Origin of the sequence: Luteibacter sp. NPDC031894, from assembly GCF_050273135.1 — a bacterium.
Classification (GTDB): Bacteria; Pseudomonadota; Gammaproteobacteria; order Xanthomonadales; family Rhodanobacteraceae; genus Luteibacter.
In genome coordinates, this window is the sequence record NZ_JBNNMV010000002.1 from 570761 (window position 1) to 592940 (window position 22180).

Genomic DNA, 22180 nt, shown 5'->3' on the forward strand with positions numbered 1-22180 from the left:
ATGTGCCACAAGATGGCGCCGCCCTGCCCGGCGGCACCCACTTATGGCACATGGCCACCATGGTGGCTGGGGAGGAGCGTTCGTCAGTCCGGGATGTTCGGCTCGACGAGCTGCGCCAGCTGCATCAGCGATTCCTGCCAGCCGAGGTAGCAGGCTTCCGCCGGGATGGCATCGGGAATGCCCTCCTGCGTCACCTTCAGTTCCGTTCCCACGCTGACCGCGGTCAGCGTCACAGTGGTGACCATCTCGCCGGGAAGGTTCGCATCCTCGAAAACGTCCGTGTAGCGAAGGCGCTTGCCGGGCTCCAGTTCCAGGTACTTGCCGCCGAACGAGTGGCCGTTGCCGGTGGAGAAGTTCGTGAACGACATGCGGAAGGTGCCGCCGACCTTGGCGTCCATCTCGTAGACCTTGCAGGTAAATCCGTACGGCGGCAGCCATTTGGCCATGGCGTCGGGATCGGTGAAGGCCTTGAAGAGACGCTCGGGCGTGGTGCGCAGGACGCGGTGGAGATTGACGGTACCCATGGTTTCACCTCGTTGTGATGGTAGAGGATGTCCCTCTGACTATTCCGTCGAGCGGCGCGACCCTGTTTCGACATCGCGCACGAAATTTTCTTCGCCGCTCCGGTGGCTGGCGACACATCTAGCTGAAGGCAGCGAACGGCTCAGCCACATGGGCCTCTCTGCCTCACTCCACTTCTCCGGCGGCGCCTGCATTGACCGGCTGATTCCTTCCGCCGCCCCGACATACTCACGCAGTTCCCGGTACGCACGCACGAGCTCGGCGAGAGAAAAGTGCCTGTTCAGGCCGCTGGGGTTGGGAAGGACCCAAACCTCGGCGCCCCCGAATGCCAAGCCCTGCCGTCCCCATGTCACCTGAGTGCTCCCGGTATGCACCGTCCATGCCGCCTTTCCCAGGAATGCGACGACGCGGGGTTTCCATCGCCTTACCTTGGCCTCCAGATCCCGGAGGCCCTGCAGGAGTTCGGGCCCGGTGACCTCGTCTGCGGAGCGCGAGGCACGGGGAACGACCGCCGTCAGCCCGTACCCGAACTCCGGCAGCCTCGCGTCGTCGACTGCCGTAAGCTGGCCAGGGGTGAAGCCGGCGTCGTGCAGGGTTTTCCAGAATCGGTTGCCGTTGCCCTGGAAATGGTGACCGGCCTTTGCCGCGGCCTGTCCGGGGTTGATCCCGCAAAAAAGGACGTCCAAGCCCGCCTTGACGATATCGGGGAGCGTCCCGGTACCGTCCACATGCTCCCCGCGCGGGATCACTGAAGTTTCTTGCGTGTGTACTCGCGGGCGATGGCGCGGAGAAGCATCCGGCCGACCGTGGGGTCGCCGTACTCGCCTGTCATCAGGGCCCGCACGACCGACCCTTGGATGACGACCATGACCGCCTCCCTCACGCGCTTAGGGTTGGACAAGCCAAGTCGTTGCGCGAGCTCCTGAATGTAGTCGCCGAGTTCCGTCTCATGCTCCGTGACGACGCCGGCGATGGCCGGTTCCTCGCTGGCCGCTTCCGCGACCGAATTCATGAACGTGCAGCCGCGAAAGTCGGGCTGGGCGAACCAAGTCTCCAGGACGTCGGCAATGACCTCGAGGCCGGCGCCGCGCTTCGTGAGCCGGCTTTCGACGTCCGTCCTGAACCACGCCATCCACTCCTTGTGGCGCGTCTCGAGGAAGGCCACGATGAGGTCGCGCTTCGCCGGGAAATGGCGATAGAACGACATCTTGGCGACACCGGACTCCGCGATGATCCTGTCGATGCCGGTCGCCCGCAGCCCTTCCCTGTAGAAGAGGCGGTTGGCGGTTTCCAGGATGCGCTGGCGCGCGGGAAGCGTTGCGCTGGATTTCGAGGGCATGGCGACTCCTTGTTCCGTCCATCTTGACATACAGACCTGTCTACATCAAGCTTGATGTAGACAGACTTGTCTCCCTCGCGTCAGGATTCGCCGCCATGACCGCATTCCGCTCCGGCTCCCTCGTCCAATGGCTCGCCGATACGTCGTTCCTCAACGGAGGCAGCGCGCCTTACGTCGAGGGCCTCGCCGAGCAATACGAGCACGATCCTTCGTCGTTGCCCACAGAATGGCAGGCTGCCTTCGCTGGCGCCGTACGCATGGCTGCCCCCTCGCCGGGCGCGGGGCTTGCGAAAGACGGAAACCTGCCTTCGGATGCGACAGGCAGCGTGCGCGACGCGATCGGGGCCTCCCGTCTGATCCATGCCTACCGCTCGTACGGCCATCTCCAGGCCCGCCTTGACCCTCTCGGGCTCAAGGCCCCCGACGCTCACGCCGATCTCGACTACCAGGCCCACGGGTTTACCGACGCCGACCTTGACCGGGTCATCGCGGTCGACGGCACGTTCGGCCAACAGACGACAACCCTGCGCAATCGCCAAGCCGACCTTCGCGCGCGTTATGGCGGAACCATCGGTTACGACTACATGCACATCGCCGACACGGAGCAACGCGAGTGGTTGCGCGAACGCATCGAGGGGCCCGTGGCTCCCGGGCAGCTGTCGCCGACAGAGAAGATGCGTGTCCTCGAAAAACTGGTGGAAGTGAAAGGCTACGAGCGCTACCTCGACAAGAAGTTCGTCGGCACCAAGCGTTTCGGCCTGGACGGTGCGGAAGCGACGATTCCCGCGCTGGAAGCCATCATTGAACTGGCGGCGCACCACGGCGTGACCGACGCGGTCATCGGCATGGCGCACCGCGGCCGGCTCAACGTGCTCAGCCAGGTGATCGGCAAGCCACACCGCGCGATCTTCCATGAGTTTCGCGGGGGGGCATTCTTCCCTGAAGAGGTCGAAGGCTCCGGTGATGTGAAGTACCACCTCGGGGTGTCGGGCGACCGCGAATTCGGCGGGCGGACGATCCACCTCTCGCTGGCGTCGAACCCATCGCACCTGGAGATCATCGATCCCGTCGTGCTCGGAAAGGTTCGTTCGAAGCAGGACCAGAAGGGCGACCGGATCAGCCGCACCAGCGTACTGCCGTTACTGATACACGGCGACGCCGCGTTTGCCGGGCAGGGCGTGGTCGCGGAGTGTTTCGCGCTCTCCGGCCTCGAAGGCTACCGGACGGGCGGGTCGCTGCATTTCATCATCAACAACCAGATTGGCTTTACGACGGACCCGACCTACGCGCGATCGTCCCCGCACCCGTCGGATCTGGCGAAGGTCGTCGGTGCCCCCATCTTCCACGTGAACGGCGACGATCCGGAGGCGGTCGTCACTGTCGCGCGTCTCGCGCTCGAATTCCGTCAGAGGTTCGGAAAGCCGGTTGTGATCGACATGGTGTGTTTCCGCTACTACGGCCACAACGAGAGTGATGAGCCGGCGTTCACCCAACCGCTCATGTACAAGGCCATCCGGTCGCACCCGTCCACGCTGGAAGTTTACGCAGACCGGCTGCGCGGCGAAGGCATCCTGACCGATGAGGTGTTCAACGGGATGAAGGCGGCTTGGGTCGCTTACCTCGATCGGGAACTCGAAGCGAGCCAGGCCTTCGTTCCAGCATCCGCTGACTGGTTGGGCGGACGATGGGAAGGCCTGCGATTCCAAGGTGATGCCGCGGTGAGCGACGCCAGCCCGCCGACGGGCGTCGGCGCCGACGTGGTCGCCGCTGTGGGCGCCGCATTGACGCGCGTCCCCGAGAGATTCCGCGTCCACCCTACGATCCAGCGTTTCCTCGACCAGCGCGAGAAATCCATCGCGCAGGACACCGGCATCGACTGGTCGACGGCCGAAGCATTGGCCCTCGGCACGCTCCTTCATGAAGGTACGTCCGTGCGCCTGACCGGGCAGGATACGGAGCGGGGGACGTTTACGCAGAGACACGCGGTCCTCAGCGACCAGGCGACGGGTGCGCGTCATGTACCGATCGGCACCGTCGCGAGGGACGGCGCATCGTTCGAAGTCCTGAACAGCCTGCTTTCGGAAGAAGCCGTGCTGGGATTGCGGTGGCGCACCCCGTCCGAACAGAGGATATACGTTGTCGCGCTCGCTCGCCACCGCTAGCACTAGTACATGGATGCTTCGTCGGCGTGCATATCTGCAAGTTGGCGAGCGAGGTAAGCCTCATACCTCTCATTAATATCAGCTTCTGTAAGTATTTCGCCCGCGCCCATACGACCACGAGCCACTAAAAATTCAATCCTTTGTTCGGTTGTGACGATGACATCGTAGTTACGAATGTACCCACCGAGCACGTTATACCGAATTTCCCAGTGTGAACGCGCAATTCGCTTCAACTCCTTCGGAGCCGTGAAATGAAATTCAGCTAATCGGGAAAAGAGTCCACGGATGACGCTGTCGATCCGATAGAGAATTTCTTGGTCATTGATCTGACTAAAATAGGCGACCCACCCGTAACGACGCCCCCCGGATACCGCGCCAGTGATCCTCTCGTTGAGCTCCATCAAGAACGCGTTCTTGAGTATTTCGTCTGTTAGGTATCCGTCGAAACTTCGCCTGGACAACGGTCCTGAATTTGTGGCTTTGGCGCTAGCAGAATGGGCGGAACGAAAAGGCATCACCCTGGACTTCATCGAAACCCGGCCGGCCGATGCAGAACGGTTTCATCGAACGCTTCAACGGCAGCTTTCGTCGCGGCGTGCTCGACTTGCATGTGTTCCGCAACCTGTCCGAGGTGCGCGAGCAGGCTGAGCTCTGGCTTGCCGATTACAACGGCGAGATCCCGCACGACAGCCTTGGCGGGCTGACACCCGCCGAATTCAGACAGCAAAACGATCCGGCGACCTCGGGTTATGGTTGGCACTAACTAACGGGGGGTCGACATATCGCCCTCATAAGGACGCATCTCGCTCTCCCAATGAAAACGAGTAATTCCTCCACCATTGGGATTCAAGAACGAAAGCGTTACTTCAAGCGAAGATCACTGTAGCGCATAGCTCGAATTCGCTTCAGAAGTCCGGTTGAGAGTTCGGCGCCTTTCGTTGAAAGATCGGCGAGCTCGTCGAGGTCTCCGGACATAAATGACAGCTCTTCCATCATGAGGGGATGTTCATGCGTCGCCCGCTGCAGCGATTCGTCAACAAGGACCCCAGGCATCGAATTTTGCACATAAAGATAAATAGTGTCCCTTCGTGCTTCTGCCGCTTCAAGTATGAATTGAAAATCACTAGCGTCTAGATATTCTAGAAGGCAACATGCGATATTCGCAGTATCTATGGCCGCGGAAGTATATGGGCTATCGAATCTCTCGGACTCCGGCATCCACCGCGCGCAATCTTCTACATTTGTCGTAAAACATAGCTCATTAGTGTTTTTTCCGCCTTCCAGGACACTCCAGCATTTCGCTAGAACGGCTCGGAGTTCTGCACCTCCGTGCCATCCTGTCTCCTGCTGAAATTGAAAATATCCAGGTAGTGATCGCTCAAAGATACAAATGCCGAATGCAAGTTGGTGAAGAAATGGGCGGCTCCTCAACTCTGAGAGTAGCCATCTAAATCGGTCTTCATACTCAGTCATTGGGAATTCGAAGCCTCCTTAAGTGGGGACAGTGCCTTCACGTTTTGGTTGTTCAGTTCCTGTGCGCACCCTGAACATATTGGGCGGCTGGCCGCGCTCCCAGTAGTGACCTGCCCCCAGCAGCCGTACCAGTGATCACTGTGAAAGTCCGGGGTTGAAGATTACTGCGTTGTTGTCCGATTGTGCGCGGTGATGGGCAGCGAATTGCGATGGTGGGATGCGGCCACAGCGGCTATGGGGCCGAACCTCGTTGTAATCACGACGCCAGCTTCCAATGACGTCACGCGCTTGGGTCAGTGACGTGAACCAGTGCTCGTTGAGACACTCGTCGCGGAACTTGGCGTTGAAGCTTTCGATGTAGCCGTTCTGCGTGGGGCAGCCCGGTTCGATGAGGATGTGCTCGATGCCATGCTGCTGCGTCCAGGCGATGAAAGCGCGACTGGTGAATTCCGGTCCGTTGTCGGTTCGTATGGCGCGTGGATAACCGAAGCGGCGGCGCGCTTGCGCCAGCTCGACCAGCCGCAGCGACAACGCCTGCGTGGCGGGCGTGGGTATCGGTTCGTGACGGAAAGCATCGCGGGACAGCCCCGCAAGGCGGCAAGCCCGGGCGCTCGCTGATCGGCGTCAGCTCGCACATGCGCCGGATTGCCTCGCGCTTGCGTTGCGGGGCTAGCGTTTTACCCCGAACCCGACCTTCAAAGCCTCGATGTCCAGATGGGCCTCTGCGAGCAGACGCTTAAACCGACCGTTCTCGGACTCCAACTCCTTCAGCCGCATGGCGTCCTCGGCCCCCATGCCGCCGTACTTGGCCCGCCAGGCGTAGAAGCTCGCGGGGCTGAAGCCATGCTGCCGCGCTGGCTCCGAGACCGCCATCCCTGCGTCGGCCTGTTTGATGAAGCCAATGATCTGCTCGGTGGTGAAACGACTCTTCTTCATGTCCGTCCTCGTGGTTGACGAACTTTACAGCTTCACGTGGTACGGCTCAGTGGGGGCAGGTCAGGTAGCCCGTAGTCACGCCGCTTTGGTTGACTATCTTCTGGTAGACCGCCGACGACCCACGTACTTGCCTGGCACCGAGGAGGTGAAGACAAGGCCTTTTCCTAGTGCATCGTTTGCGTATCCAGCCAGCCGATTGCCGAATTTGCACAATGGCCGCCTAGAACAGCTCCCCCTGAGGCGACGGCAGGCGCGTCGGCACGAATTGCGACGTATCCAGCACCACGTCCCAGGCCCGATCGATCCCGTTCTTCCGCCGCGCAACTTCCACGCGCTTGCGGATGATCTCCGCAAACACCCCCTGCCCGCGCATGCGCGTGGCGAAGTTCGAGTCGTAGTCCTTGCCGCCATTCATCTGCTGGATCAGGCTCATGATGTGCGCGGCGCGGTCGGGATAGTGGAGGTCGAGCCATTCGCGGAACAGCTGCTTCAGTTCATACGGTAGGCGGACGCAGGTATAACCCGCGGCGTTCGCACCGTTCGTCGCGGCCTGTTCGATGATGGCCTCGAGGTCGCGTTCGTTGAGTGCGGGAATGATCGGCGCGACCAGGACGCCTACCGGCACACCAGCCTTCGCAAGCGTTCCCACGGCCTGCATGCGTCGATGCGGCGCCGAGGCTCGCGGCTCCAGTTTCGACGCCAGCTTGTTGTCCAGCGAATTGATCGAAATGAACACCTGCACCAGCTTGCGCTGCGCCATCGGTACGAGGATGTCCAGATCACGTTCGACCAAGGCGTTCTTCGTCACGATGGTGCACGGGTGGTTGCATTCGTTGAGCAGTGCCAACGCGGCGCGCGTGAGCCGCCACTTCTTCTCGATGGGTTGGTAAGGATCGGTATTGCTGCCGATGTTGATCGGCTTGCATACGTAGCTGCGCTTGGACAGTTCCGCGCGGAGGATTTCTTCCAGGTTGGTCTTGGCGAACAGCTTCGTCTCGAAGTCGAGGCCGGGCGAGAGGTTGAGGTAGGCGTGCGACGGGCGGGCGAAACAGTAGATGCACCCGTGCTCGCACCCGCGGTAGGGGTTGGTCGCCTGGTCGAAGCTGACGTCGGGCGAATCGTTCCGGCTGATGACGCTGCGCGCCAGCTCCTCGCGCACCTCCGTGGTCGGACGGTGGTCGTCCTCCTCGCGATACCAGCCATCGTCCTCGGCCTGGATACGCGTGGATTCGAAGCGGCCCTCCGGATTGGAGGCGGCGCCGCGGCCCTTGTGGCGGCGAATCATGGGGATCGGGTCGGACATTGTACAAATGTACGACTCCACCGTCTCAAAAACCGCGATACGCGGAGAACGGCGTCACGCCGGATTCGTCCCAGTCGACGCCAAAGCAGACAAGGCTTCGCCACGCCGACCTGCTCCAATCCCCGCCCGGGGACACGCCAGTCCCCGTCACCCAAGGAGATCCCGAATGCACCATTCCCTCGCACGCGCCGCCCTGTTGGCTGCCATCACCCTCAGCCCCGCCGCCTTCGCCGCCGACAAACCCACCGTCGTCCTCGTCCACGGCGCCTTCGCGGACGCCTCGAGTTGGAACGGTGTCGTCGACATCCTGCAGAAGGACGGCTACACGGTCGTCGCGGCGGCCAACCCGTTGCGCGGCGTGAAGACGGACGCCACGTATATCGGCGACGTGCTCGCGGGTATCGACGCGCCTGTCGTGCTGGTCGGCCATTCGTACGGCGGATCGGTTATTACCGAGGCGGCGGAAGGGCATGCGAACGTGAAGGCCCTCGTGTACGTCGCGGCGTTCTCGCCCGAGGTAGGCGAGTCGGCCGGCGGACTATCCGGCAAATTCCCCGGTAGCACGCTCGGACCGGCTCTCGCGCCGCCCGTGCCACTCTCCGGCGGGGATAAGGACCTTTACGTCCAGCAGGACAAGTTTCCCGCACAGTTCGCCGGCGACCTTCCCGTCAAGCAGGCCAAGGTCATGGCCGCCGAGCAACGCCCCATCACGGCCGGCGCCCTCAATGAGGCGGAAACCGCCGCTGCCTGGAAGCACATCCCGTCGTGGCATATCTACGGCAGCAAGGACAAGAACATTCCGGCGGAGGCGATGAAGTTCATGGCCGAGCGTGCGAAGTCGAAGAAGACCGTGGTGGTCGATGGCGCCTCGCACGTGGTGATGATCTCCCACCCGAAGGAAGTCGCGGCCCTGGTCGAAACCGCAGCTAAAGGCGACTAGAACTAGCGCGTATGGCGTCGGAGCCTGTGCAACATATGCACAGGCTCTGTGCCTCTCGCAGCGTTGCACCCGCTGCTAGCGATATGGAGACTCCTTCCACGTTCTCGAGGTTGCCCATCGCACCCTCACCGACTCACGGAGTGGACCATGTCGCTTTCGAATCTTCTCAAGCTTGCCGCCCTTGGCACATCGCTCACCGCCGCCGGCGCGAGCACCGCTGCCACACCGGCTCATCCGCATCCGACCATCCGCGTGATGTCGGGTGCCACGTCGCTCGAAAGTCTTGACCCGACGACGACCGCCCTTGTTGTCGTCGATTTCCAGAACGAGTACTTCACCGGCAAGATGCCCATTCCCGACGGGAAGAAGGCGATGGAAAACGCGCGGCGCCTGATCCGGTTCGCCGACGAAGCGAAGATCCCCGTATTCGCGGTCCAGCACATCGCACCCGCAGGATCGGCGCTGTTCGCCATCGATGGCGAGACGGTCAAGTTCCACCCGGACATGACACCTCGCGCGCAGGACACGGTGTTGCAGAAGAAGACGGTCAGCGTCTTCGCCAGCACGGATCTGGAGCACAGGTTGAAGGCGGCGAAAATCGAAACGATCGTCGTTGCCGGGCTGATGACGCACGCATGCGTCGCCGGAGCGGCTCGCGATGCGGTGCCGGCCGGTTTCCACGTCGTGGTAGCATCGGACGCCTCGGCGACGCGCTCCATCACACGCACGGACGGCACGACTGTCGACGAGAAGACCCTGCATCGCGCCGCGCTCGCGGAGATCGAGGATACGTTTGGCGACGTGCTGACGACATCGCAGATCCTCGAGTTGCCGTTGCGCTGACGCGTTTACACCCACCGCATCCGCGGCGCGGAGCGACAACCGAGCTTCCCTGCAATGGACCAGTTCCTGGCGATGCGTGCCTTCCGCTGTATCGTGGAGAGCGGTGGATTTTCCGCCGCCGCCGAGCGGTTGGAGACGACGCATTCGACGGTGTCGCGCCAATTGAAGCAACTGGAATCGTCACTAGGTGTCCAGCTACTCAATCGCAACACGCGGCGCCTCGCGCTGACCGCCGCCGGCGAAGGCTATTACGCGGCCTGCGTCGACATCCTCGACCGAGTATGCAGCGCTGCCGAGAGCATGACGGATGAGCAGGCGCGCGTTGCCGGTCGCTTGCGGGTCAGCGTCCCGCACGTCATCGGCACGCTCGAGTTGCCCGACTGGCTGCCCGCATTCCAGGAACGCTATCCGGACATCCGACTCGACCTATCGTGCAGTGACCGCTTCGTCGACCTCGTCGACGAAGGTTTCGATGCGGCACTCCGCATCAGCGGACCTTTGGCCGACACGACCCTCATGGCGCGCTCGCTTGCCGTGTCAGACATCGTGCTGGTCGCATCACCCGCGTACCGGGACCGGCGCGGCTTGCCGATGACACCCGAACAGCTGGCGCAACACGAGAGGTTGGCGTTCTCGGGGAGTGGGACGGCGGAGACGTGGTCGCTCACACGACAGGGGGAGGCTCCGATTCGCGTGGCGCCGCGCAGCTCGTTGTCCGTGGATGCGATCACCGCCCTTTATGCCGCGACGCTTGCCGGAGCCGGTGTCGCGGCATTCACCCGGCGCACCGTGCAAGGCGATCTGCTTCGCGGCAGCCTCGTACCGGTGCTACCGGATTACATCCTGGGCAAGCAGCACTATCACATCCTGTATCCGCAGACGCGCCATCTGGCACCGAAGGTACGGGTCTTCGTTGATTACATGGTCGAACGATATCGGGACGGATGACGCGGAAGGCAACCGACGCCTCCGAGGGAGGCGCCGGCGCCGGGTGGCTCAATGTTCCAACGGAACGTCCTTCGTTTCCCGCACGAAGAACAGTCCGACGATGAACGTCATCAACGCCACGATGACGGGATACCAGAGGCCGTAGTAGATGTCGCCCTTCCACGCCACCAGCATGAAGCCGATCGTGGGCACGAATCCGCCGAACCAGCCGTTGCCGATGTGGTACGGCAGGCTCATCGAGGTGTAACGGATGCGGGTGGGGAACATCTCGACCAGCCACGCGGCGATCGGCCCGTAGACCATCGTCACGTAGAGCACCAGAAGGAACAGCAGCACCACCAGCATCGGCTTGTTCATCGCCGCCGGATCGGCCTTCTCGGGATATCCGGCGGCCTTGACCTGGTCACCGATCCTCGCCGTGAACGCCTTGTTCTGCGCGGTGAATGCGGCCTTGTCGAGCTGCGTGCCCTCGAACGATTCGATCACCTCGTCGCCGATCTTCACGGTGGCCAGCGCGCCGGCCGGCGCCTCGGCGTTGGAGTATGGGATGCCCTTCTTCGCCAGCACGCTCTTGGCCACGTCGCACGAACTGGTGAAGGTCTTCTTGCCCACGGGATCGAACTGGAACGTGCAGGCGTTCGGGTCGGCGGTGACCACCACCGGGGACGAGGCGGCGGCGGCTTCCACCGCGGGGTTGCCGAAGTGGGTGAGTCCCTTGAAGATCGGGAACATGGTGAGCGCGGCAATCAGGCAGCCGGCAAGCACCACCGTCTTCCGTCCGATCTTGTCCGACAGCCAGCCCCAGAACACGAAGAACGGCGTGGCGATGAGCAACGCGGCGGCGATGAGCAGGTTGGCCGTGGTGCCGTCGATCTTCAGGCTCTGGGTGAGGAAGTAGAGTGCGTAGAACTGGCCCGTGTACCAGACCACGGCCTGGCCGGCGGTGGCGCCGAGGAGCGCGAGGATCACCAGCTTCAGGTTCGGCCAGCGGCCGAAGGCTTCGGTCAGCGGCGCCTTCGAGTGCTTGCCTTCCGCCTTCATCTGCTGGAACACCGGCGATTCCTGCAACTGCATGCGGATGTAGACGGAGATGCCTACGAGGACCGACGAGATGAGGAACGGAATGCGCCAGCCCCAGGCCTCGAATGCCTCGGTGCCCATGCCCATGCGCGTGCCCAGGATCACCAGCAGCGACAGGAAAAGGCCGAAGGTGGCGGTGATCTGGATGAAGCTGGTGTACAAGCCGCGCTTGCCCATCGGCGCGTGTTCCGCGACGTACGTGGCGGCGCCGCCGTATTCGCCGCCCAATGCCAGGCCTTGCAACAGGCGCAACACGATCAGCAGCACGGGTGCCAACACGCCGATGGTGGAGTAGCCCGGCAGTACGCCGACCAGGAACGTCGAGGTACCCATGATCACGATGGTGATGAGGAAGGTGTACTTGCGTCCGATCAAGTCACCCACGCGACCGAACACGATCGCGCCGAACGGCCGCACGAAGAAGCCCGCGGCGAAAGCCAGCAGCGCGAAGATGAACTGGCTGGTCTCGTTGAGGCCCGTGAAGAATTGCTTGCCGATGATCGCGGCGAGCGAGCCGTAAAGGTAGAAGTCGTACCATTCGAAGACGGTGCCCAGGCTGGACGCGAAAATGACGCGCTTATGACTGGTTCCAATGGTGCCATCGGCGCGAAGGCCGCCCGCGGTAGTCGCCATGTCGGTCTCCGATCAGAACCGGTAGTTGCCGTTGAGGGTGAATTCGTTCGCCGAGGTCTTCTGCCGGCCCAAGCCGTTGACCGTGGTCGAATTGAGGTTCGAGTGGAGCCACTCGATGCTGAAGTCGTACGCACCGGCCGTGTACTGCAGGCTGAGCGCCTGCTGGCGGTTCTTGAGCAGGCCCGGCGCCGTGGGTGCGCGCCAGCGCAGCACGTCGTTCTCGTTGGGCTTGCTGCCGGCGAGGGTGCCGTACAGGCTCCAGTTCGGCGTGAACTTGTAGCCGACCTGCAGGTAACCGCCCTTGTCCTTGATGTCGCCGAACTGCGAGAGGTCGCCGAAGATCTGCGCGATGGCGGTACCGGTGTAGACGGCGCCCTTGACGATGAAGTTGCCCGGCATCCACATGCCGCCCACTTCGTACGCGCTGCTCTTGATGCCGCTCTTGATCGGCGTCACCGTCTCGCCGTCGACGCCGTGCAGGTCCAGCTTGCTGTAATGCGCGGCGCCGAAGATCTGCCAGTTCGTACCCTTGGCGGTGAGCCGCGCCTCCACCTGTGGCTTGAAGCCGGCGTTACCCGCGGTGAGGTAGTTGGTCGTGAGGCCCGGTCCGTTCCAGCTGCCCTCGAAGACACCCAGGTCGAAGCGCCACTTCACGCCCTCCGATCCGTGGTTGAGGTCCTGCATGAGGATGATGCCGGGATAGCGCCAACCGATCATGCCGGTGCCGTAGCCCAGCGGGAAGGCGATGTGCGAGAGCGACTGCGGCACGTATTCCAGCGGGAACATCAGGTCCCACATCTGGCCGATGCGGAAGGTCGTGCCCGTGGCCGCGTTGGTGATGTCCATGTACGCCTGGCGCAGGCGCGGCGTCGGCTGCTGTTGGCTGTACGGACCGGTCCCGTTGAACCCACCGAAGAAGTCCATCTCGAGGCGGCCACTGCCGGCCCAGTTCTCGTTGAACTTGGCGCCGGTGAAGTCGAGCCAGAAGCGCGTATTGCGCACATCGACGCCGCTCAGGGAGTCGTTCACGCGACCACCCTGGCCGGGGATCGGGTACTCCGCGTTGGCGCCGTTGCCGTACGTGAAGCTCTTGCTCTGGCTGAACGCATTGGCGTTGATGAAGCCGTGCAAGGCGACGGACACGCCGGGTGCCGAGCTGAAGGTGGGCTTCGCCGGCACCGTGGCCACGGTCTTCTCGACGCGGGTCACCTTCTCGTCGGTCTGCTGGGCCTGGGTCTGCGCGGCTTGCGCGGTCGCGGTGGCTTGCGTGGTCGCCGCGTTCTGCTGCTGGATCATGGCCTTCAGTTCGGCCAGCTGCTGCTCGAGCTGGCTCACTCGGGATTCGAGCTGGGCTTCCCGCGTGGATTTCTTCGCCCGCGATTGGGCATGGGCCAGGTCCGGCAACGCTGCCATCGGCAGCATCAGGGCGCAGGCGACGCTGAGGGCGATGGCTTTGCGGCCACCGGAGCGAATGCTGTTCATCATGGTCTCCCCAACCATTGGCAGGCCGAGCATGTGACACGGCCGTTGGGCCTGCCATTCGCCAAAGGTCGAACCTCGACCAAAGTCGTAGCGGGTTCGCAGCTTAATGCTGCGCCGCGAGGCTAAACTTCAGGCCATAGCAAACCCCTGGAGCCAGCATGTCCGATCTGCACCCGGTCGATCCCGCCTTCGCCGCCACGGCGCGCGTCCGCAAGGACGACTACGAGCGCCTGTACGCACGGTCCGTCCAGGATCCCGACGGGTTCTGGAAGGAGATGAGCGAGCGGCTCGACTGGATCGTGCCGCCCACGAAGATCAAGAACGTCTCCTTCGACCCGAACGACCTCTACATCCGCTGGTACGAAGACGGCCAGCTCAACGTCTCGGCCAACTGCCTGGATCGCCACCTGGCCCAGCGCGGCGACAAGACCGCCATCATCTTCGAGGGTGACGATCCGGGCGAATCGCGCAGCATCACTTATCGCGAGCTGCATGCCGAGGTGTGCAAGTTCGCGAACACGCTGAAGAACCTGGGCATCGCCAAGGGCGACCGCGTGGTGATCTACCTTCCGATGATTCCCGAGGCCGCCGTCGCCATGCTCGCGTGCGCGCGTATCGGCGCCGTGCATTCCGTGGTCTTCGGTGGCTTCTCGCCGGATTCCCTGGCCAGCCGCATCGCCGACTCGGGCGCCAAGCTCATCGTCACCGCCGACGAAGGCTGCCGTGGCGGAAAGAAGATTCCGCTGAAGGCCAACGTCGACGAGTCGCTGACGCGTCCGCGCACGAACAGCGTGGAGACGGTCATCGTCGTTCGCCGCACGGGCGGCGCCATCCCCTTCCAGTCGCCGCGCGACCGCTGGTACCACACGTTGATGGAAGGCCAGTCCGAGGTGTGCGCCCCGGAGCCGATGAACGCCGAGGACCCGCTGTTCACCCTCTACACGTCGGGCTCGACGGGCCAGCCGAAGGGCGTGCTGCACAGCAGTGGCGGCTACCTCGTGTATACGAGTCTCACGCACGAACTGGCTTTCGACCTCCGCGAGGACGATATCTACTGGTGCACGGCCGACGTGGGCTGGGTCACCGGCCACAGCTATGTCGTATACGGTCCGCTGGCTAATGGCGCCACCGTCGTGATGTTCGACGGCGTGCCGAACTATCCCGACTTCAGCCGCTTCTGGCAGGTCGTCGACAAGCACAAGGTGACGTTGTTCTACACGGCGCCCACGGCCATTCGCGCGCTGATGCGCGAGGGCGAGGGCCCGGTGAAGAAGACCTCGCGCAAGAGCCTGCGCGTGCTGGGTACGGTCGGCGAACCGATCAATCCGGAAGCGTGGAACTGGTATTACCGCGTGGTCGGCGACGAACGCTGCCCGGTGGTGGATACCTGGTGGCAGACGGAGACGGGCGGTTTCATGATCACGCCGCTGCCGGGTGCCATCGACCTGAAGCCGGGGTCCGCCACGTTGCCGTTCTTCGGCGTGAAGCCGGCCATCGTCGACGCCGACGGCAAGCCGCAGGAAGGCGAGTGCAGCGGCAACCTGGTCATCACCGATTCCTGGCCCGGTCAGATGCGCACCGTGTACGGCGATCACCAGCGCTTCGTCGATACGTATTTCAAGACCTATCCGGGCAATTACTTCACCGGCGACGGCGCGCGGCGCGACGCCGACGGTTACTACTGGATCACCGGTCGCGTCGACGACGTCATCAACGTCTCGGGCCATCGCATCGGTACCGCGGAAGTGGAAAGCGCGCTCGTGGCGCATCCGAAGGTGGCCGAGGCCGCCGTGGTGGGTTGCCCGCATGACATCAAGGGCCAGGGCATCTACGCCTTCGTGACCCTCGTCGCCGGGGAAACGGGCAGCGAGGCGCTGGCGAAGGAACTGATCGCGGGCGTGCGCAAGGAGATCGGTCCGATCGCCGCGCCGGATTACCTGCAATGGGCGCCGAGCCTGCCGAAGACACGTTCCGGCAAGATCATGCGCCGCATCCTGCGCAAGATCGCCGAGAACCAGCCAGACCAGCTCGGCGACGTATCCACCCTCGCCGATCCCGGCGTGGTGAAGAGCCTCGTGGAAGAACGGTTGATCAAGTAGCCCATGTCCGACGTCCTCATTGCCGACGACCATCCCCTGTTCCGCGATGCCTTGCAGCGCGCGGTGCTGGCGGCGGTGCCGGGCGCGACGGTGCACACCGCGGACACCGTTCCGGCCCTGTTCGCGCTCATCGAATCGCTACCCGACGCGGACCTGTTGCTGATGGACCTGCACATGCCGGGCGCGCGAGGCTACTCCGCGCTCGCGCACATCCGTGGCCAGTACCCGGGTTTGCCCACTATCGTCGTCTCGGGGCATGAGGAAGGGCAGATCGCGCGCCGGGCGCTTGCCCATGGGGCGTCGGCGTACATTCCGAAGTCCGCGGCGGTGGAGCAGATCGTCGAGGCCGTGCGTGCCGTGCTGGATGGCGACGTGTGGCTTCCGCACCAGCTCGTCGGCGGTAGCGTCGAACTGAAGGCCGACGAGGCCGATGTCGCCGCGCGCGTGGCGTCGCTCACGCCGCAGCAGTTCCGCGTGTTGAACATGATCGCCGAGGGTCTGCTCAACAAGCAGATCGCCTTCGACCTCGGCGTGTCCGAGGCGACCGTGAAGGCGCACATGACCGCGATCATGCGAAAGCTGGGTGTGTCGAATCGCACACAAGTGGCGCTGGCGGCGAGCCACCTGGATGTGGAGAAGGAAGCATTCCCTGGTGTGTCGCAAGAAGGTTAACGTTTCGCTTCGACCGTTCGCGCGCAAGCGCGCTTCCCACTGAGCCGTCCCAGGTTTTGTGGGCTTGGCTGGCAAGCACCGGCCCCTCGGTTTTATGGGATTGCTAGCAAGCACTAGCCCATTGCAGGTTTGTGGGAAGCTCGCTTGCGAGCGAATGGGATTACCTCAGGCCGCGTGCGTTCCCGTGCGCTTGACCAATGCGACTAGCAAGGCACGCAACGCGGCCGGTCGCACCGGCTTGTGCAGCAACGGGTAGCCCAGCGAACGCGCGCGCTGTTTCAACTCGGTGCTTCCGTCGGCCGTCACCATCGCCGCCGGTGGCATCCGCGTCACCTTGCCGCCGAGGAACTGCAGCGCCTCGAGGCCGTCCATGCCTTCGCCAAGGTGATAGTCCGCAAGGATCAAGTCGACGTGCGTGGCCGACAGCGTCTCCAGCGCGGCCTCGACATCCAAGGCCACGCGGCAATCGACGCCCCAGCGGCCCAACAGCGCACGCATGCCCTCGAGAATGGTCTCGTCGTTGTCCAGGCACAGTACCGTCAGCGGCAGCTGTTCGCCGCCCGGACGCACGACGGCCGGCGCGCGCTTGCGCGACACGGCTTCCGCGCGTGGCACGGTGATGCTGAAGCAGCTCCCCTGGCCGACGCGGGAACGCAGGCCGAGGGGATGGCCGAGGATGCCGGCGAGGCGATCGCAGATGGAGAGACCGAGGCCGAGGCCTTTCTCGCCCCACGGCGACGGACGCTCCAACCGCTGGAACTCACCGAAGATCCGCGCCTGCTGTTCGTGGGCGATGCCGGGCCCACTGTCCCAGACCTCGATGCGCACCGTGTCGCCGCTGCGGCGCACGCCGAGCAGGACGCCGCCGGAGCGCGTATAGCGCAAGGCGTTCGAGAGGAAGTTGGCGACGATGCGGCGAAGCAATTGCGCGTCCGAACGCACAGCGAGCGAGGAGGGCACCACGCGAAGGGTCAGGCCGCGCTGCTCGGCCACGACGGCGAATTGCTGCCGCAGGGAATCGAACAAGTCTTCCAGTGCGAACGGCGCGACTTCCGGACGATAGCTGCCGGCATCGAGTCGCGAGACGTCGAGCAGTGCGTCGAGCAGGTCTTCCGCCGCGCGGAACGAGGCATCGATGCGTTCCGCCAGCTTCGCCACCTCGCCGTCGAGCCCGGGGTGCTGGCGTAGCGCCGAGGTGAACAACCGGGCCGCATTGAGCGGCTGCAGCAGGTCGTGGCTGGCGGCGGCGAGGAAGCGCGTCTTCGATGCGTTTGCGGCTTCGGCTTCGCGCCGCGCGATGGCGGTCGCGCTCAGGGCCTCGGACAATTCGGCGGTGCGATCTTCCACGCGCTGCTCGAGCGTCTCGTTGGCGTCGATCAGTGCCTGTTCCACCGACTTATATGCTGTCACATCGGTAAACGTCGTCACGAAGCCGCCGCCCGGCAACGCCCGGCCGCGCATCTCGATCACCGTGCCGTGGGGGCGCACACGCTGGAAGACATGCGGTGACCCGGCCCGCATGTAGCGAATGCGCTTGGCCACGTGCTCGTCGACCTCGCCGGGGCCGCACTCGCCGTGCTCGGCATTCCAGCGGATGAGGTCGGCGACCGGCAGTCCGACGTACACCATGCCATCGGGGTAACCGAACAGTTCCAGGTATCGACGGTTCCATGCGACAAGGCGCATCTCGCCGTCGACGACGCTGATGCCTTGCGAGACGTTTTCCAGCGTCGTGGATAGCAGCTCGCGATTGAAGCGCAGCTCCTGCGACGCCTCGTCCATCAAGGCCATGGCTTCGGCGATATCGAGACCGGTGCCCGAGAGCGCGCCCATCAGGATGCGCCGGGCACTGGCCGCACCGACGGCGCTGGCAAGCAGGCGTTCGGTGAACTGGATGAGCGGACGGTCGGCGGAATCGGTGGGGGAGAGCGTCACGCCGTGGCGTTGGCCGTACTCGGTGAACGCGCGCACGGTGACGCGGTCGCCGACGATGCGCCCGGCGATCGTGCCGAGGTCGCGCACGGTGACTCGCCCACGCCAGTCGCCGGCGCCGGTAGCGCTACGCACGAAGGGATCGACGAAGAGGGCGGCGTGGAGACGCTCCGCGACGCTGGGACGAAAACGCAGCGAGATGAAAACGAGGAAACCGACATTGAACAGCAACGACCAGAACGTGCCGTGCGTGACCGACTCCCACCCCGTGAGATGGAACAGTTCGGTCGGCTTGAGCCAGCCGAGGCCGAACGGACCGTCGTCCATCCAGCCCGGGTGCAACCAGCCGGCGCGGGTCATGGCGGGCAGCAGCAGGGTATACGCCCAGACGACGAATCCCGCGAGCAGGCCGACGTACACGCCGACACGGCTAGCGCCGCGCCAATAGAGCGCCGAGACGATCGCCGGCGCGAACTGCGCCACCGCCGCGAACGACAACAGCCCGGTGGCGGCGAGGTTCTCGGCGTCGGCGATGATCCGGTAGTAGATGTACGCCAGCCCCGCGAGGACGACGATCGCCACGCGGCGCACGAGCAGCACGATGTTCGAGAGGTCGCCGCGGCGCTCGAGGTCGAGCCGCTTCACGCGCAACAACGCCGGCATCACCAGGTCGTTGCTGATCATCGTGGCGAGCGCCACGGCCGCGACGATCACCATGCCGGTGGCGGCGGAAAAGCCGCCAACGAAGGCGAGGAGGGCGATGCCGCTATCGCCCAAGGCGATCGGCAGGTTCAGCACCCACGCATCCACGTGTCCCCGCGTGACCTGCGGGAGGTGCAGTCCCGCGCTGACGATGGGTAGCACCGCTACCGAGATCAGCACCATGTAGATCGGGAAGAACCAGCGCGCGCGGTGCAGGTCGCGTGGATCTTCGCATTCCACCACGCCGATCTGGAATTGTCGCGGCAAGCAGAACATCGCGCAGAACGCGAGCAGCGTCTGCGCGACGAAGCCGGGCGGCATGCTTCCTTTTTCCACCTGGAGCATGGGCGCGCGCATCGTTTCCACCAGCCCCGGGCCGTGCAGGTACGCATAGACGCCGATCGCGACGAAGGCGAGCAGTTTCACCAGCGACTCGACAGCGACGGCAAGCATCATGCCGTGGTGGTGTTCCGTCGCGTCGATGTTGCGCGTACCGAAGAGGATCGCGAACACAGCGAGGAGGCCGGCACACCACAAGGCGGTATCGCCGAACCACCAGGCGGAGTTGCCGGCACCGAGGACGGTGAACGACATCGCCACAGCCTTGAACTGCAGGGCGATATAGGGAATCACGGCCACGACCGCAATGACCGCGACGAGTGCCGCCAGACCGTGCGACTTGCCGAAGCGCGCGGCGATGAAGTCGGCGATCGAGGTGATGTTGCGTTCCCGCGCCACGAGCACCAGGCGCTCGAGCAGGCCGAAGCCCAGGACGAAGAGGAGCAGCGGACCGAGGTAGATCGGCAGGTAGGACAGGCCCGAGACCGCGGCGGTGCCGACCGCGCCGTAGAACGTCCACGACGAGCAGTACACCGCGAGGGCCAGGCTGTAGACCAAGGGACGCAGCTTCGGCTGCCGCGGATAAAGCGGACGGCGGTCGCCCAGGTAGGCGATGCCGAAGAGCATCCCCACGTAGAGCAGCGACACCAGCAACAACAGCCAGCCTGCGATCACCTTTGGCCTCCCCCGGTATACGTGGCCATTCTAGGGCCACTTGCCCCGTCCCGCCCGGACGCGTTCATTCCGTGCCGAAGGACCTCGCGACGCCACCGCTCCCACGGGTTAGGATCGTGCCGGTGACTCCACCGGCAACGCACATCTCGCCCCTGGCGAATGACGAGATCCACATCTGGCGCAGCAGCTGGGCCGGTGGTGCCGGCGAGCGCGCGTTCGCCGGCATCCTCCGGTCCTATGCGGGTGACGAGACGGTGCCGATCGAGCGGGGCGAGCACGGCAAACCGCACTTCGGGCCACCCCACGACGGCCTGGGCTTCAACTGGTCGCACAGTGGCGACGTGGCGCTACTCGCGGTGGGCCGGGGAGCGGCTGGGTTCGAAGTGGGCGTCGACGTGGAAACCGTGCGGCCGAGGGCCCGGGCGATCGAACTCTCGCAGCGATTCTTCGCGCCGGCTGAGACGGCTTACCTCCGATCGTTGCCGACAGCAATGCAACTGCAGGGCTTCCTCACGTTGTGGACCGCGAAGGAAGCGGTGCTCAAGGCCCACGGCGGCGGACTTTCCTATGGACTCCACCGCGTGTCGTTCAGCCTGAACGAGGAGGGCGCCAAGCCGGAGGCTTTCGAGGGCGACGTGGGCGACGCAGCCGAGTGGCAGGTCCGCCCCTTGTCGCTGGCCGATGACCTCGTCGCCGCTGTCGCCTGGCGGGGTGCTCAACGTGCGCTCCGCGTCTTCACATTTCCGCTTTGAACCTTTTCGCGGCGAGCTGTGTCTGATTCCTTGTGTGTGAGTGTGACCGTGGAGTGCGCCACAGGGACGTGGCGAGTTATGCTGGGATGACAGTCATTACGCACGTCGCGTTTGGTGGCGTGCGTTTTTTTATGGACCGTCGATGACCCTGCTCAGCGTCAACCTCAACAAGATCGCCGTACTGCGCAACTCCCGCGGCGGACACGAACCCGACATCGCCACCGCCGCCAACTGCTGCATCGACGCCGGGTGCCGCGGCCTCACCGTGCATCCACGGCCCGACATGCGCCATGTGACGCCTGACGACGTTCGCACGCTGGCCGGCTTGCTGCGCGGGCGCGTGGAATACAACATCGAAGGCAATCCCTTCGCAGGTCCGCGTGGCGCGTACCCGGGTCTTCTCGAACTCGCGCGGGAAGTGCGGCCGACGCAGGTCACGCTGGTGCCCGATGGCGATGGCCAGATCACCTCCGACCACGGCTTCGACCTCACCACGGACATCGAGACCCTGAAGCCGGTGGTCGCGGCATTCCGTGAACTCGGCTGCCGCGTAAGCGTGTTCGTCGATGCGGGCGGTGCGGGATTCGAGGAGGCAAAAGCGATCGGCATCCAGCGCGTCGAGTTGTACACGGGGCCTTACGCGAAGGCCTTCGAGGAAGGTGACGCACGCAGGGAGCTCGCCGCTTTTTCAGACACCGCGCGACGCGCGCAACAGGCCGGTCTCGCGGTGAATGCGGGACACGATCTGAGCCAGGCGAACCTCGGCACGTTCAAGTCGGCGATTCCGGGACTGGCAGAGGTCTCGATCGGACATGCCTTGATCAGCGAGGCGTTGTACCAGGGCCTGGCGAGTACAGTCCGCGCCTACCTCGACATCCTGAAATAAAAAAACCCCGCCGTGAGGCGGGGTTTTCGGTGTTACCGGACAACCGATCGGTTATTGCGCGTTGACGAAACCGATCTTGGTCAGGCCCTGGCCCTTTGCGTCGGAAAGCACGCGTGCCACGACCTCGTACTGAACCGCGTCATCCGCGTCGATCTGCAGTTCCGGCTGGTTCGACTGCTGGGCGATCACCGCGATCTGGGCACGAAGGCCAAGTTCGTCGACCGGTGTGTCGTTCCAATACAGCGAGCCATCCTGGCGGATCTGCAGCCGGACGGGATCCGGCGGATTCTCTGGGTTGACGATGTTCGGGTTCGGCTGCGGAAGATCGATCTTGATCTTATGCGACAGCATCGGAGCCGTGATCATGAAGATGATCAGGAGCACCAGCATCACGTCGACGAGCGGCGTGACGTTGATGTCCGACATCGGGCCACCGGAGTTGCCTGAACTGAATGCCATGTT

18 protein-coding genes and 2 pseudogenes are annotated in these 22180 nt (G+C 64.0%); 9 read left to right on the forward strand and 11 right to left on the reverse strand.

Annotated elements, in window-relative coordinates:
- Nucleotides 1–83 precede the first annotated feature (83 nt).
- The 3 genes from ACQKIE_RS08535 to ACQKIE_RS08545 are packed head-to-tail and all read right to left on the reverse strand — an operon-like array spanning nt 84 to nt 1861.
- Complete coding sequence (locus ACQKIE_RS08535; RefSeq protein WP_427457873.1) at nt 84–524, reverse strand: SRPBCC family protein; 441 nt, start codon at nt 522–524, stop codon at nt 84–86.
- 39 nt (nt 525–563) lie between these two features.
- Nucleotides 564–1271 carry a G/U mismatch-specific DNA glycosylase gene (gene mug / locus ACQKIE_RS08540; protein WP_427457876.1) on the reverse strand — a complete coding sequence of 236 codons (708 nt, stop codon included), beginning with the start codon at nt 1269–1271 and terminating at the stop codon, nt 564–566.
- Nucleotides 1268–1861 carry a TetR/AcrR family transcriptional regulator gene (locus ACQKIE_RS08545; protein WP_427457879.1) on the reverse strand — a complete coding sequence of 198 codons (594 nt, stop codon included), beginning with the start codon at nt 1859–1861 and terminating at the stop codon, nt 1268–1270. Before ACQKIE_RS08545 ends, mug begins: the two co-directional genes overlap by 4 nt.
- A gap of 95 nt (nt 1862–1956) precedes the next feature.
- Here ACQKIE_RS08545 and ACQKIE_RS08550 point away from each other — a divergent pair, with 95 nt between their 5' ends.
- Complete coding sequence (locus tag ACQKIE_RS08550; RefSeq protein WP_427457882.1) at nt 1957–4023, forward strand: 2-oxoglutarate dehydrogenase E1 component; 2067 nt, start codon at nt 1957–1959, stop codon at nt 4021–4023.
- 2 nt (nt 4024–4025) lie between these two features.
- Here ACQKIE_RS08550 and ACQKIE_RS08555 read toward each other — a convergent pair whose 3' ends face one another.
- Nucleotides 4026–4424, reverse strand: coding sequence for a hypothetical protein (locus ACQKIE_RS08555; protein WP_427457884.1), 399 nt, complete (start codon nt 4422–4424; stop codon nt 4026–4028).
- A gap of 34 nt (nt 4425–4458) precedes the next feature.
- Between ACQKIE_RS08555 and ACQKIE_RS08560 the strand changes: the two are divergent.
- Nucleotides 4459–4786, forward strand: a pseudogene (locus ACQKIE_RS08560) (integrase core domain-containing protein); the annotation flags it as partial.
- 98 nt (nt 4787–4884) lie between these two features.
- Here the strand turns inward: ACQKIE_RS08560 and ACQKIE_RS08565 are convergent.
- The 3 genes and pseudogenes from ACQKIE_RS08565 to ACQKIE_RS08575 form a co-directional block, all read right to left on the reverse strand.
- Nucleotides 4885–5496 (reverse strand): DUF416 family protein, encoded by a 612-nt coding sequence (locus ACQKIE_RS08565; protein WP_427457886.1) that lies wholly within the window; start codon nt 5494–5496, stop codon nt 4885–4887.
- Nucleotides 5497–5631: 135 nt separating this feature from the next.
- A pseudogene (locus ACQKIE_RS08570) lies at nt 5632–6432 on the reverse strand (integrase core domain-containing protein).
- 220 nt (nt 6433–6652) lie between these two features.
- Nucleotides 6653–7717, reverse strand: a complete 1065-nt coding sequence (locus ACQKIE_RS08575) for a PA0069 family radical SAM protein (protein ID WP_427457889.1) — start codon at nt 7715–7717, stop codon at nt 6653–6655.
- A 184-nt stretch (nt 7718–7901) separates the two neighbouring features.
- Between ACQKIE_RS08575 and ACQKIE_RS08580 the strand changes: the two genes are divergently transcribed.
- The 3 genes from ACQKIE_RS08580 to ACQKIE_RS08590 all read left to right on the forward strand — a co-directional run bounded on the left by ACQKIE_RS08580 (nt 7902) and on the right by ACQKIE_RS08590 (nt 10466).
- Nucleotides 7902–8675 (forward strand): alpha/beta fold hydrolase, encoded by a 774-nt coding sequence (locus ACQKIE_RS08580; RefSeq protein ID WP_427457892.1) that lies wholly within the window; start codon nt 7902–7904, stop codon nt 8673–8675.
- Between the two features lie 147 nt (nt 8676–8822).
- Nucleotides 8823–9518: a cysteine hydrolase family protein gene (locus tag ACQKIE_RS08585; protein WP_427457895.1), complete on the forward strand. Its 696-nt coding sequence runs from the start codon at nt 8823–8825 to the stop codon at nt 9516–9518.
- 54 nt (nt 9519–9572) lie between these two features.
- The gene (locus tag ACQKIE_RS08590; RefSeq protein ID WP_427457898.1) at nt 9573–10466 is read left to right on the forward strand and encodes a LysR family transcriptional regulator; all 894 of its coding nucleotides are present in this window, start codon (nt 9573–9575) and stop codon (nt 10464–10466) included.
- Between the two features lie 48 nt (nt 10467–10514).
- Here ACQKIE_RS08590 and ACQKIE_RS08595 read toward each other — a convergent pair whose 3' ends face one another.
- Nucleotides 10515–12179 (reverse strand): MFS transporter, encoded by a 1665-nt coding sequence (locus tag ACQKIE_RS08595; protein WP_427457901.1) that lies wholly within the window; start codon nt 12177–12179, stop codon nt 10515–10517.
- A gap of 12 nt (nt 12180–12191) precedes the next feature.
- On the reverse strand, nt 12192–13661 hold the full coding sequence (locus ACQKIE_RS08600) for a hypothetical protein (protein ID WP_427457904.1): 1470 nt from the start codon (nt 13659–13661) through the stop codon (nt 12192–12194).
- A gap of 158 nt (nt 13662–13819) precedes the next feature.
- On the opposite strand from ACQKIE_RS08600, the gene acs reads away from it, so the two are divergent.
- Together acs and ACQKIE_RS08610 are read left to right on the forward strand one after the other, a co-directional pair.
- Complete coding sequence (gene acs / locus ACQKIE_RS08605; RefSeq protein WP_427457907.1) at nt 13820–15760, forward strand: acetate--CoA ligase; 1941 nt, start codon at nt 13820–13822, stop codon at nt 15758–15760.
- A gap of 3 nt (nt 15761–15763) precedes the next feature.
- Complete coding sequence (locus ACQKIE_RS08610; RefSeq protein ID WP_427457910.1) at nt 15764–16432, forward strand: response regulator transcription factor; 669 nt, start codon at nt 15764–15766, stop codon at nt 16430–16432.
- Between the two features lie 165 nt (nt 16433–16597).
- Here ACQKIE_RS08610 and ACQKIE_RS08615 read toward each other — a convergent pair whose 3' ends face one another.
- Nucleotides 16598–20080 carry a hybrid sensor histidine kinase/response regulator gene (locus tag ACQKIE_RS08615; RefSeq protein ID WP_427457913.1) on the reverse strand — a complete coding sequence of 1161 codons (3483 nt, stop codon included), beginning with the start codon at nt 20078–20080 and terminating at the stop codon, nt 16598–16600.
- Between the two features lie 122 nt (nt 20081–20202).
- On the opposite strand from ACQKIE_RS08615, the gene ACQKIE_RS08620 reads away from it, so the two are divergent.
- Together ACQKIE_RS08620 and ACQKIE_RS08625 are read left to right on the forward strand one after the other, a co-directional pair.
- Complete coding sequence (locus ACQKIE_RS08620; RefSeq protein ID WP_427457917.1) at nt 20203–20832, forward strand: 4'-phosphopantetheinyl transferase family protein; 630 nt, start codon at nt 20203–20205, stop codon at nt 20830–20832.
- A 142-nt stretch (nt 20833–20974) separates the two neighbouring features.
- On the forward strand, nt 20975–21718 hold the full coding sequence (locus tag ACQKIE_RS08625; protein ID WP_427457920.1) for a pyridoxine 5'-phosphate synthase: 744 nt from the start codon (nt 20975–20977) through the stop codon (nt 21716–21718).
- Nucleotides 21719–21769: 51 nt separating this feature from the next.
- On the opposite strand, the gene ACQKIE_RS08630 is transcribed toward ACQKIE_RS08625, so the two are convergent.
- A complete protein-coding gene (locus ACQKIE_RS08630) occupies nt 21770–22177 on the reverse strand; it encodes an ExbD/TolR family protein (RefSeq protein ID WP_072323403.1) in 408 nt (135 codons plus the stop codon).
- Nucleotides 22178–22180: the final 3 nt, after the last annotated feature.

Excerpts from the sequence above, each read along its gene's own strand:
- ACQKIE_RS08535 (WP_427457873.1), bottom strand. The coding sequence starts at position 524 with ATGGGTACCGTCAATCTCCACCGCGTCCTGCGCACCACGCCCGAGCGT.
- ACQKIE_RS08610 (WP_427457910.1), top strand. The coding sequence starts at position 15,764 with ATGTCCGACGTCCTCATTGCCGACGACCATCCCCTGTTCCGCGATGCC.
- ACQKIE_RS08625 (WP_427457920.1), top strand. The coding sequence starts at position 20,975 with ATGACCCTGCTCAGCGTCAACCTCAACAAGATCGCCGTACTGCGCAAC.
- acs (WP_427457907.1), top strand. The coding sequence starts at position 13,820 with ATGTCCGATCTGCACCCGGTCGATCCCGCCTTCGCCGCCACGGCGCGC.
- ACQKIE_RS08580 (WP_427457892.1), top strand. The coding sequence starts at position 7,902 with ATGCACCATTCCCTCGCACGCGCCGCCCTGTTGGCTGCCATCACCCTC.
- ACQKIE_RS08595 (WP_427457901.1), bottom strand. The coding sequence starts at position 12,179 with ATGGCGACTACCGCGGGCGGCCTTCGCGCCGATGGCACCATTGGAACC.
- ACQKIE_RS08575 (WP_427457889.1), bottom strand. The coding sequence starts at position 7,717 with ATGATTCGCCGCCACAAGGGCCGCGGCGCCGCCTCCAATCCGGAGGGC.
- ACQKIE_RS08545 (WP_427457879.1), bottom strand. The coding sequence starts at position 1,861 with ATGCCCTCGAAATCCAGCGCAACGCTTCCCGCGCGCCAGCGCATCCTG.
- ACQKIE_RS08590 (WP_427457898.1), top strand. The coding sequence starts at position 9,573 with ATGGACCAGTTCCTGGCGATGCGTGCCTTCCGCTGTATCGTGGAGAGC.
- ACQKIE_RS08630 (WP_072323403.1), bottom strand. The coding sequence starts at position 22,177 with ATGGCATTCAGTTCAGGCAACTCCGGTGGCCCGATGTCGGACATCAAC.
- ACQKIE_RS08565 (WP_427457886.1), bottom strand. The coding sequence starts at position 5,496 with ATGACTGAGTATGAAGACCGATTTAGATGGCTACTCTCAGAGTTGAGG.
- ACQKIE_RS08550 (WP_427457882.1), top strand. The coding sequence starts at position 1,957 with ATGACCGCATTCCGCTCCGGCTCCCTCGTCCAATGGCTCGCCGATACG.
- ACQKIE_RS08585 (WP_427457895.1), top strand. The coding sequence starts at position 8,823 with ATGTCGCTTTCGAATCTTCTCAAGCTTGCCGCCCTTGGCACATCGCTC.
- ACQKIE_RS08555 (WP_427457884.1), bottom strand. The coding sequence starts at position 4,424 with ATGGAGCTCAACGAGAGGATCACTGGCGCGGTATCCGGGGGGCGTCGT.
- ACQKIE_RS08600 (WP_427457904.1), bottom strand. The coding sequence starts at position 13,661 with ATGAACAGCATTCGCTCCGGTGGCCGCAAAGCCATCGCCCTCAGCGTC.